This window comes from Pacificibacter sp. (assembly GCF_039769035.1).
In the GTDB taxonomy this organism is placed as follows: Bacteria; Pseudomonadota; Alphaproteobacteria; order Rhodobacterales; family Rhodobacteraceae; genus Celeribacter.
Window position 1 is genome coordinate 24,538 of sequence record NZ_JBDMZG010000048.1, and the last position, 8,307, is coordinate 32,844.

Below are 8,307 nucleotides of genomic sequence, written 5' to 3' on the forward strand. Positions count from 1 at the left end.
TTGGACTTAGGTCTTAGCGGCGCGAAGCGTGTTACTCATCCGGTCCGCTTTTTTGCGCACCAGAACGGACCGCAGGTCATGCATTGCCAGCAGCAATTCATCAGTGATGTCTTCAAGCTGTTCCGGTGTCGCTCGCGATTGGGCCCACTGAGCTGTGAGGTTGAGATTCTCAACCGCGCGATGCAGGTCGTCTAGATCGCGGTGGCCCAATTGTACCTTGCGCTTTGCCATCCAAGCTTCGATTTCTTCACGATCTTCGTTTGAAAGGACACGCCCGCCATGCGGTTTGATTTCACCGTTTTTGATGTTCAAAACCGCGATCTGCGTCATTTCAATGCGCCGCTGTGGGTTATCTGTTTCAACCAAGAAAACCGTGGCACCATTTTCACGCACTCGAAAAAAGTACTCTGGAAGTGACGAGTTCATGTGGGTTCCCTTTTTTGGGGTCGATTTGGAAAATCGTGGATCTGAACTTTAAGCTGTGATGGCGTCAAAGTTCAGACCGTGGATTTTAAGTCAGAGACGCGCAAAATGTTTGAATGCGTGTGCAGGCTTCTTTCAGCGCTTCGTCAGATGTTGCGTAGGAAACGCGGAAATTGGGGCTGAGGCCAAAGGCTGCGCCAAAGACCACGGCCACGCCGGTTTCTTCCAACAACGCTGTTGCGAAGACCTCGTCATTGGTGATGAGCGTGCCCGCTTTTGAGGTTTTGCCGATGCAGCCTGAAATGTCTGGGTAGACGTAAAATGCGCCCTCAGGTGTCGGGCAGGTCACGCCGTCGATCTCGTTCAACATGCCGACCACCAAATTGCGTCGACGTACGAAGACTTCGTTGTTGGTTTCCAAGTAGTCTTGCGGGCCGTTCAGCGCTTCAACGGCGGCATATTGAGAAACCGAACAAGGGTTTGACGTGGATTGTGATTGAACCTTGCGCATGGCGCCGATCAATTCGACCGGACCTGCGGCATAGCCAATGCGCCAGCCTGTCATGGCATAGGCTTTGGAAACACCATTGATGGTCAGCGTGCGATCGTACAGTTGCGGCTCGACCTGCGCTGGGGTGCAAAATTCGAATCCGTCAAACGCAAGGTGTTCGTACATATCGTCTGTCATCACCCAAACATGCGGGTGGCGCAGCAAGACATCTGTCAGCGCTTTCAATTCGTCGTGGCTATAGCCAGCACCCGTTGGGTTTGAGGGCGAATTGAAAATCAACCATTTGGTTTTGGGTGTGATCGCCGCTTCCAACTGTTCAGCTGTGATTTTGAAGTTGTTCGCAAGTGTGCCTTCAACCGCAACAGGCGTGCCGCCCGCGAGCAACACCATGTCAGGGTAAGACACCCAGTAGGGGGCGGGAATGATCACTTCGTCGCCTGGGTTACAGGTCGCGATCAAGGCATTGTACAGCACTTGTTTGCCGCCAGAAGACACAGAAACTTGCTTGGGTTCATAGTCCAACCCATTGTCGCGTTTCAGTTTTGCGCAAATGGCTTGCTTGAGTTCAATGATGCCATCAACGGCGGTGTATTTGGTTTTACCCGCATCAATCGCGCGCTTGGCTGCGTCTTTGATATTGTCGGGCGTATCAAAATCAGGCTCACCTGCGCCCAAACCGATCACATCAAGTCCTGCAGCTTTCAATTCCTGTGCCTTCGTCGTCACCGCGATAGTCGGAGAAGGTTTGACGCGGGCGAGAGTGTCAGAGAGAAATGGCATAGGAATCCCTTTTTGCATTAAATTTCCACCCCTAGATAGACGCGCATGGCCCCAGCGCCAAGACATCGCTTGCACATTTGCAGGGCAAAGTGCAAAAACTGGTCAAAATGGAGATCCACATGTCAAAAGCTGCCGCCACAGAGACTCACGAACACCGCCTCAAACGCCTTAAAATTCGCGCTTGGCGTCGCGGGATCAAAGAAATGGATCTATTGATCGGCGGTTATGCGGACGCACATTTGCAGACCATGACACCGCAAGAGTTGGACGATTTCGAGATGTTGATGTCTGAACACGACCAAGATCTTTTGGCTTGGGCCACGGGCCAACACGAAGTCCCTGCTGAGTTGAAACCGACCTTAGATCTGTTGCTTGCTTTCGCGGACAAAAAGGGCGTTGCACACGGCGGGTGATAAACCCCAGAACGTGGTTAATAAATGCATGAATTTGTTAATGAATATGGCCGTATTGCGTGCTGTTGTCGTTCTTTTTAGGGCAGGGCAAAATACGAACAGGTTTAACTGAATTTTTGGAAATTATGGTCAAATTGAACGCCTATTCACCAATAAGCGGAGCAATTAATGGGCATGCATTCACCAATACCAAACCCTAATGAAACCACCTATATGGGCCAATATCTTGAGGCGCTGTCTTTGGTCGAACGGCTTCACCGGCTTCTTCTTGATGTGATCAAAGATGAATTCGAACGAGTCGGCGTTCTCGACATTAATGCCGTTCAAGCGCTTCTTTTGTTCAATGTGGGCGAAAACGAAGTGACCGCAGGCGAACTCAAGTCGCGCGGTTTTTATCAAGGCTCGAACGTCAGCTATAACCTCAAGAAACTGGTCGACATGGGCTATATGCATCACCAAAGGTGCGAAGTCGATCGACGATCGGTGCGTGTGAAGCTTACGGACAAGGGCAAACAAGTCTCTGACGCAGTTGCAGATCTTTTCGAACGTCACGCAAAAGGGTTAGAGAAAAAGGCCGTTTTGACACCGATGGGCATTGATGAGATCAACACATCACTGCGCCGCGTGGAGCGATACTGGACGGATCAAATCCGTTACATCTACTAAACGACGCGATTTTGGACAGAACGTCCATTCCGTCGCAATTCCAACAAGACCCCAAAATTCGAACCTAGCCGCAAAAGCGCCCCGCAAAAAAGCGAGAGCGCTATTTTTTATGTCTAAATCCGCAGTTTACCAGTGGCCGGTGTTTCCCATCGACGCCCATGGTTCCGCTGGCGCAAGACTTTCGCCTTCTTGCAGCAACTCAATCGAAATATTGTCAGGTGAGCGCACAAAGGCCATATGCCCGTCGCGTGGCGGACGGTTGATCGTGATTCCATTGTCCATAAGCTTTTGGCAAAGATCGTAAATATTCTCGCAGCTGTAGGCCAAATGGCCAAAATGACGCCCATCTGATGGCAGCCCGTCGTCGCCATCCCAATTGTAGGTCAATTCAACAGGGCATTCTTCTTGGCCTTCTGCCGCCATGAAAACCAGTGTGAAACGCCCGCCTTCACTGTCTTTGCGGCGTGTTTCTTTCAGTCCCAGCAGCTCGAAAAATGCGATGGATTTTTCCAAATCCTTCACGCGCACCATTGTGTGTAGATATTTCATTGGTCTCTCCCTTATTCGGTTTGATACGACCCTAACGCACGCTTTCGGAATTTCTAGCCGCAAACCGCTCTCACCCCCTTTGCACTTTGTGAGATTGCCCCTACAAATATCTCACCATCACAAGGGGAGCGACAGGTGCAGCAGTATCACGACCAATTGAAAACCATTTTGGAACACGGCGAGCACACCACCGATCGCACGGGCACCGGAACGATTTCCTATTTCGGCATGCAGGCGCGCTATTCCATGGCCGATGGATTTCCACTTGTGACCACTAAAAAACTGCACCTGCGGTCAATCATGCACGAACTTTTGTGGTTCTTGGCGGGTGATACCAATATCAAATACCTCAAAGACAACGGCGTTTCGATTTGGGACGAATGGGCGGATGAAAACGGCGATTTGGGCCCTGTTTACGGGCATCAATGGCGGCGTTTCCCTGCGCTTGAAAAAACCAATGAGACACGCAACGGCGAACCGTTGTTTATCGCGAACTCTGTCGATCAAATCCAAAATCTGCTCGATATGATCAAAACTTCCCCCGACAGCCGTCGTTTGATGGTGTCTGCATGGAACCCAGCCGATGTGCCAAACATGGCGCTGCCGCCCTGCCACACGCTTTGGCAGGTTAAAATTCTTGGCGGAAAACTGCATTTGCAGCTGTATCAACGCTCTGCCGATATGTTCCTCGGCGTGCCGTTCAATATCGCGTCCTATTCGATGCTCTTGTTGATGCTGGCGCAGGTCACCGGCTATGAGCCTGGCGATTTCGTGCACTCAATCGGTGATGCGCATATTTATTCGAACCACCTCGAGCAGGTTGATTTGCAACTGTCGCGCACGCCGAAAGCCTTGCCGCAGATGCGCCTCAACCCAGATGTGAAGTCATTGTTTGATTTTAAATACGATGACTTTGAAGTTCTCAACTATGATCCTGACCCGATGATCAAAGCACCTGTTGCTGTTTAAAGGACGCGAAATATGATTACTTTAATTGTTGCGCGCGACCGCAATGGGGCGATTGGCAAAGACAACGAAATCCCGTGGTACGCGCCCGAAGACCTTGCGTTTTTCAAGCGCGAAACCATGGGCGGCGCTTGCATTATGGGGCGCAACACTTGGGACAGCCTCCCGTTTAAGCCGCTGAAAAACAGATTGAATCTCGTTGTTTCCAGTCAAGGTGTCGAACATGAACACGTGTTTGCCACGCTTGAGGATGCGATGGCCTTTGCGAAGGAAAGCATTTACGCCCGTGTGTATGGCATGGGTGGATTTGGTATTTATAACGCCATGCTGCCGATGGCCGACCGTCTTTTGATCACTGAAGTCGATTTGGAAGTGGAAGGTGCAGAAACCTTTTTCCCAGAATTTGATCCGGCAGAATGGGTGGAAATCGGGCGCTGCGTCCATCGCGCGACTGATCCAAAATGTGAACTGGTCGAACTGGTCCGAAAACGCTGATACCGCGGAAAAAAAGCGTAAGTTTATTTGCGAAAACGTGATCCAAAACGCATCGCTGCGCGTATCCATTTTAACAGGAGGCGTCATGCAGCTTATCATTCTTTACATATCCACAGCCGTGGTCTTTCTCGGCATCGATGCGGTGTTTCTAAAAACGGTGATGAGACCGCTTTTTGAAGCACGGCTTGGCGACTGGTTGCTCGACGACTTTAGAGTCGGACCGGCTGCTATGTTTTACCTCGCCTACATTGGTGGGATGTTGTTCTTTGTGTCTTGGCCGTCGATTCAAGCGGGATCCGTCGCCAGTGTCTTTGCGAAAGGCGCGGTGCTTGGTCTGATGGCCTATGGCACATACGAATTTACAAATTACGCAACTTTGGCGCGCTGGGATTCGACGATGGTCACGGTTGATGTAATCTGGGGTGCTGTGCTGACAGGGACATCTGCGGCAGCTGGCGTGTGGATCACCCGCGCTATTACGTAACTGGCGATTGAGCCGACGGCTCATTACCTCAATTTTGTCATACTATTCTGGCGCGGTTTCTGAAATAATGAACTGCGCCAGAGCGTTGCCCAAGACCTCGTGTGACGCCTCGTCAAAGTGAATACCGTCAATCTGAGCCGTTTCAATATCAGATCCTGCATCAAAAAATGTGACATCACGCGCTTCGGCCAAGGCGCGCAGCCCGTCTGTGACGGCTTGCCCTTTGTCATTCGCGCCCGCGAATTCTTCGGCCAAGGGGCCACGCTCTACAGGTTGAGGAGGCGCGATCAAGATGGGTTCGAACCCGCCATGGCGTGTTTGCATTTCATCTGACAAGCACACATCGAGAAAGAATGCGGCACCCGCAAGGATTTCGTCGGGCGTGGCCTCGAAATGCGCTTTTTGATCATTGGTGCCTAGCATGATTGCGATGGCATCAATCGGCCCGTGACTTTCCAGCGCCATGAACAAGCCAATTCGGCCGTCCATATGTGGCCCCATGACTGGACATGGAAATTGAAATGTCCGACCGGGTAGGCCTTCTTCGACAAGATCCCAGCCGAGGGCGTTTGCCATAACGACAGGCCACCTGCGCGCGATGCGGGGGGCTGTGTTGTCGATATCTGTGAGGGGCGCAACGCCGTGTGTGTTGCTGTCTCCGAAACATAAAATCGTAGGCATGGGCACTCCTCGGCGCAAAAAGAAACGGCCCCCTACATGCGTTGGGAGCCGCGTAAATTCAAGTCTTAGTTTGGGCCTTAGAGCGCTTGCAATTCACTTGCAGATTCGCGGCCATCACGACCTTCGCGCAATTCGTAGGCGATTTTTTGGTTGTCGGCGAGGCCCGTCAGACCTGCGCGCTCCACGGCTGAAATGTGAACGAAGACGTCTTTGCCGCCTTCATCTGGGGCAATAAAGCCAAATCCTTTGGTGGTGTTGAACCATTTAACTGTGCCTGTAGGCATGAGATGTCTCCTTTCAAAAACAATGCCGCAACGTGCGGGCGTTCGGTGCAGCCAAGTCTTCTCATCAGGGAGCTGCTCCGAAAGGAGCGAAAATTCCAGAAGGTAGCAGTCACACGTAAAGTCTGCCTCAAGTCATGATAAAGGCAAGCCACAAGATTATGACAACGGTCATTTTTTGTGTAAAGGCTGCATTATTGTGCTGCTTATTGGCAAATTACTGCGATATTGTGTCTCCAAACCAGCACGGACGACGGATTTCAAAGGATCAACAATGACCAAATTATACGGCATCAAGACATGCGATACCTGTCGCACAGCGGTGAAAGCACTTGGCTGTGACCTAATTGATGTGCGTGCGACCCCGTTGGGACGGGCCGAATTGGAGCGGTTTCACACGCGTTTTGGTGCTGCGCTGGTGAACACGCGGTCCACGACGTGGCGTGGCTTGGATGAGGCTGAACGCAGCCGTGATCCGCTTGATCTTTTGGCCGCTCATCCAACGTTGATGAAACGGCCAGTGATCGAGGTGGATGGGGAACTTTACCTTGGCTGGGGCAAGGACGTGCAAACTGCCCTTGTGCGCTAGCTGCCGCCAGACAGACGCTTTTTGATCAGCGCATCGACTGAGACGGGACCTGCGCCCAATCCGATCAGGGTGAGCAAACCAAGCATCCAGTAAGCGCGTTGATCAAGGATCAAAGCATCAGAGGCGCGATCAAACCACATGCCGATCGTGGCCGGATCAGCCTTGTGTCCGACAATGTCCGTGAGGCTTTGCACAACTATAAACCCGACCATGGCCAAGGCAGCTGGGCGGGTGGCAAATCCGATGATCAGAACGAAGGGCAACACGAATTCCGCATAGGTGCCTGCCATAATGACCAGCCAATGAAAGGCGCCAAATCCAGACACATCATAGCCTGCCGCTTCAAGTTGGCGCGGAAAGATCTGCGCATATGCGCCCAGTGAGGGTGTGAACACGCCGTCCAACTTCGTCAAAGCGGAGGCCCAAAAATAGCGTGCAAGGACTGCCGCAAAGACAAACCGCGCCAACAAAGGCAAATGCGTTGCAGTGAATTGGTTTACGCGATCTAGGCGGTCAAACATTGTCGTACTCCAGTTTAGTTATGGCGTTTCCAGACACCAATGCGCCTATGAATGCCGTGAGGTCGAGCGTTTCGGGGGCCGCTTGAACAGCCTCGCCAAGGGGGATGCCATTTTGCAGCGCAATGAAGATAGCGGAGGTTCCGCTGGGAAAAGCCGTCGCGATCGGGTCAAGATCGGGGCGTGTAATAAGAACATCTTGCGCAGTACTTGTTGGTTTTGGCCCACCAATGGCCGCGGTGCGAATATCCGAGACAGGAAAGGCTGATGTCAGCATGGCAACCGCAGGGGCAAAGGTGATCTTGGCAGAAAACACGTTCGGGTTTTCAAGCTCTTGCGCAGAAACAGGTTGTGCGTCGGCGGCATGATAAGCGCGGCGCAATGCGTATTCGAGTGCTGCCACGTCGCTGAGATAGGGCAGGCTGGCGGCGGGGGGAAAGTCTTGGATGAAGGCTGCGAAACTGTCGCCATAGGTGGCCAAAATCGGTGATTGCGGTGGATTTTTGCGAATGAAAACATCGGTCATCGCCGCGAAAAAGGCGTCGCCAACCAAGGACTTCACCGCAGGAAATCCGTCCGACATTGCGTCTTTCAAGCTGACAATAATGTTGTTTCTGTAGACGGAAAACCGCTTGGGCGCGGGCGCACCGTCTGGGCCAACAATGCCGTTTGGGGCTGGTTGGTCAGGATTCATCGCGGCGGTGATGAAGTCGGATTGTGATACAGTATTGGTCATGCTGGCACCGGTGTCAGAACGTCGGCAGCGCGTTTGCAATCTTCGGCCAGAACCGACCATTCTGGCACGTCTGTGTCCCACTCAATCAAGGTTGGTTTCGCGCCACTGCGTGCAATCGTATAGGCATACAGCGCCCAAACAGGGTCGGCGACTTCGCGGCCATGACTGTCAATCAACAAAGGCGCACCGTGGTCATCTTCGTCTTCGTCGTGCCC

The 8,307-nt window shown here is 52.3% G+C and carries 14 protein-coding genes; 6 read left to right on the forward strand and 8 right to left on the reverse strand.

Annotation, left to right across the window (positions count from 1 at the left end):
• Positions 1 to 6: 6 nt before the first annotated feature.
• Both ABF287_RS04640 and ABF287_RS04645 read right to left on the reverse strand, forming a co-directional pair.
• A complete protein-coding gene (locus ABF287_RS04640; protein WP_347183846.1) occupies positions 7 to 426 on the reverse strand; it encodes a hypothetical protein in 420 nt (139 codons plus the stop codon).
• A gap of 85 nt (positions 427 to 511) precedes the next feature.
• Positions 512 to 1,714 (reverse strand): pyridoxal phosphate-dependent aminotransferase, encoded by a 1,203-nt coding sequence (locus ABF287_RS04645; RefSeq protein WP_347183847.1) that lies wholly within the window; start codon positions 1,712 to 1,714, stop codon positions 512 to 514.
• 119 nt (positions 1,715 to 1,833) lie between these two features.
• Here ABF287_RS04645 and ABF287_RS04650 point away from each other — a divergent pair, with 119 nt between their 5' ends.
• Together ABF287_RS04650 and ABF287_RS04655 are read left to right on the forward strand one after the other, a co-directional pair.
• Positions 1,834 to 2,127 carry a succinate dehydrogenase assembly factor 2 gene (locus ABF287_RS04650; protein ID WP_347183848.1) on the forward strand — a complete coding sequence of 98 codons (294 nt, stop codon included), beginning with the start codon at positions 1,834 to 1,836 and terminating at the stop codon, positions 2,125 to 2,127.
• A 168-nt stretch (positions 2,128 to 2,295) separates the two neighbouring features.
• Positions 2,296 to 2,793 carry a winged helix DNA-binding protein gene (locus ABF287_RS04655; RefSeq protein WP_347183849.1) on the forward strand — a complete coding sequence of 166 codons (498 nt, stop codon included), beginning with the start codon at positions 2,296 to 2,298 and terminating at the stop codon, positions 2,791 to 2,793.
• Between the two features lie 126 nt (positions 2,794 to 2,919).
• Here the strand turns inward: ABF287_RS04655 and ABF287_RS04660 are convergent, their stop codons facing one another.
• Positions 2,920 to 3,342 (reverse strand): VOC family protein, encoded by a 423-nt coding sequence (locus ABF287_RS04660; protein WP_347183850.1) that lies wholly within the window; start codon positions 3,340 to 3,342, stop codon positions 2,920 to 2,922.
• 135 nt (positions 3,343 to 3,477) lie between these two features.
• On the opposite strand from ABF287_RS04660, the gene ABF287_RS04665 reads away from it, so the two are divergent.
• The 3 genes from ABF287_RS04665 (at position 3,478) to ABF287_RS04675 (ending at position 5,287) form a co-directional block, all read left to right on the forward strand.
• On the forward strand, positions 3,478 to 4,311 hold the full coding sequence (locus ABF287_RS04665) for a thymidylate synthase (RefSeq protein WP_347183851.1): 834 nt from the start codon (positions 3,478 to 3,480) through the stop codon (positions 4,309 to 4,311).
• Positions 4,312 to 4,323: 12 nt separating this feature from the next.
• Positions 4,324 to 4,803 carry a dihydrofolate reductase gene (locus tag ABF287_RS04670; protein WP_347183852.1) on the forward strand — a complete coding sequence of 160 codons (480 nt, stop codon included), beginning with the start codon at positions 4,324 to 4,326 and terminating at the stop codon, positions 4,801 to 4,803.
• Positions 4,804 to 4,888: 85 nt separating this feature from the next.
• Positions 4,889 to 5,287, forward strand: coding sequence for a DUF2177 family protein (locus ABF287_RS04675; RefSeq protein WP_347183853.1), 399 nt, complete (start codon positions 4,889 to 4,891; stop codon positions 5,285 to 5,287).
• A 42-nt stretch (positions 5,288 to 5,329) separates the two neighbouring features.
• Here the strand turns inward: ABF287_RS04675 and ABF287_RS04680 are convergent, their stop codons facing one another.
• Together ABF287_RS04680 and ABF287_RS04685 are read right to left on the reverse strand one after the other, a co-directional pair.
• A complete protein-coding gene (locus ABF287_RS04680) occupies positions 5,330 to 5,968 on the reverse strand; it encodes a GDSL-type esterase/lipase family protein (protein WP_347183854.1) in 639 nt (212 codons plus the stop codon).
• Between the two features lie 77 nt (positions 5,969 to 6,045).
• A complete protein-coding gene (locus ABF287_RS04685; protein WP_347183855.1) occupies positions 6,046 to 6,252 on the reverse strand; it encodes a cold-shock protein in 207 nt (68 codons plus the stop codon).
• Between the two features lie 271 nt (positions 6,253 to 6,523).
• On the opposite strand from ABF287_RS04685, the gene ABF287_RS04690 reads away from it, so the two are divergent.
• Complete coding sequence (locus tag ABF287_RS04690) at positions 6,524 to 6,838, forward strand: ArsC/Spx/MgsR family protein (protein ID WP_347183856.1); 315 nt, start codon at positions 6,524 to 6,526, stop codon at positions 6,836 to 6,838.
• Here the strand turns inward: ABF287_RS04690 and ABF287_RS04695 are convergent.
• From ABF287_RS04695 to ABF287_RS04705, 3 genes are all read right to left on the reverse strand, one after another.
• Positions 6,835 to 7,359, reverse strand: coding sequence for a DoxX family protein (locus tag ABF287_RS04695; RefSeq protein ID WP_347183857.1), 525 nt, complete (start codon positions 7,357 to 7,359; stop codon positions 6,835 to 6,837). The two genes, ABF287_RS04690 and ABF287_RS04695, sit on opposite strands and share 4 nt — an antisense overlap.
• Entirely contained in the window at positions 7,352 to 8,092 is a 741-nt protein-coding gene (locus tag ABF287_RS04700; RefSeq protein WP_347183858.1) for a DNA-binding domain-containing protein, read from the reverse strand. Before ABF287_RS04700 ends, ABF287_RS04695 begins: the two co-directional genes overlap by 8 nt.
• Positions 8,089 to 8,307, reverse strand: a 219-nt coding sequence (locus ABF287_RS04705; RefSeq protein ID WP_347183859.1) for a DUF692 family multinuclear iron-containing protein, incomplete at its 5' end; no start/stop codon positions are given. The genes ABF287_RS04705 and ABF287_RS04700, both read right to left, overlap by 4 nt.

Coding starts and splice junctions, on each gene's coding strand:
- ABF287_RS04645 (WP_347183847.1), bottom strand. CDS start 1,714: ATGCCATTTCTCTCTGACACTCTCGCCCGCGTCAAACCTTCTCCGACT.
- ABF287_RS04650 (WP_347183848.1), top strand. CDS start 1,834: ATGTCAAAAGCTGCCGCCACAGAGACTCACGAACACCGCCTCAAACGC.
- ABF287_RS04675 (WP_347183853.1), top strand. CDS start 4,889: ATGCAGCTTATCATTCTTTACATATCCACAGCCGTGGTCTTTCTCGGC.
- ABF287_RS04700 (WP_347183858.1), bottom strand. CDS start 8,092: ATGACCAATACTGTATCACAATCCGACTTCATCACCGCCGCGATGAAT.
- ABF287_RS04690 (WP_347183856.1), top strand. CDS start 6,524: ATGACCAAATTATACGGCATCAAGACATGCGATACCTGTCGCACAGCG.
- ABF287_RS04685 (WP_347183855.1), bottom strand. CDS start 6,252: ATGCCTACAGGCACAGTTAAATGGTTCAACACCACCAAAGGATTTGGC.
- ABF287_RS04670 (WP_347183852.1), top strand. CDS start 4,324: ATGATTACTTTAATTGTTGCGCGCGACCGCAATGGGGCGATTGGCAAA.
- ABF287_RS04640 (WP_347183846.1), bottom strand. CDS start 426: ATGAACTCGTCACTTCCAGAGTACTTTTTTCGAGTGCGTGAAAATGGT.
- ABF287_RS04680 (WP_347183854.1), bottom strand. CDS start 5,968: ATGCCTACGATTTTATGTTTCGGAGACAGCAACACACACGGCGTTGCG.
- ABF287_RS04655 (WP_347183849.1), top strand. CDS start 2,296: ATGGGCATGCATTCACCAATACCAAACCCTAATGAAACCACCTATATG.
- ABF287_RS04695 (WP_347183857.1), bottom strand. CDS start 7,359: ATGTTTGACCGCCTAGATCGCGTAAACCAATTCACTGCAACGCATTTG.
- ABF287_RS04660 (WP_347183850.1), bottom strand. CDS start 3,342: ATGAAATATCTACACACAATGGTGCGCGTGAAGGATTTGGAAAAATCC.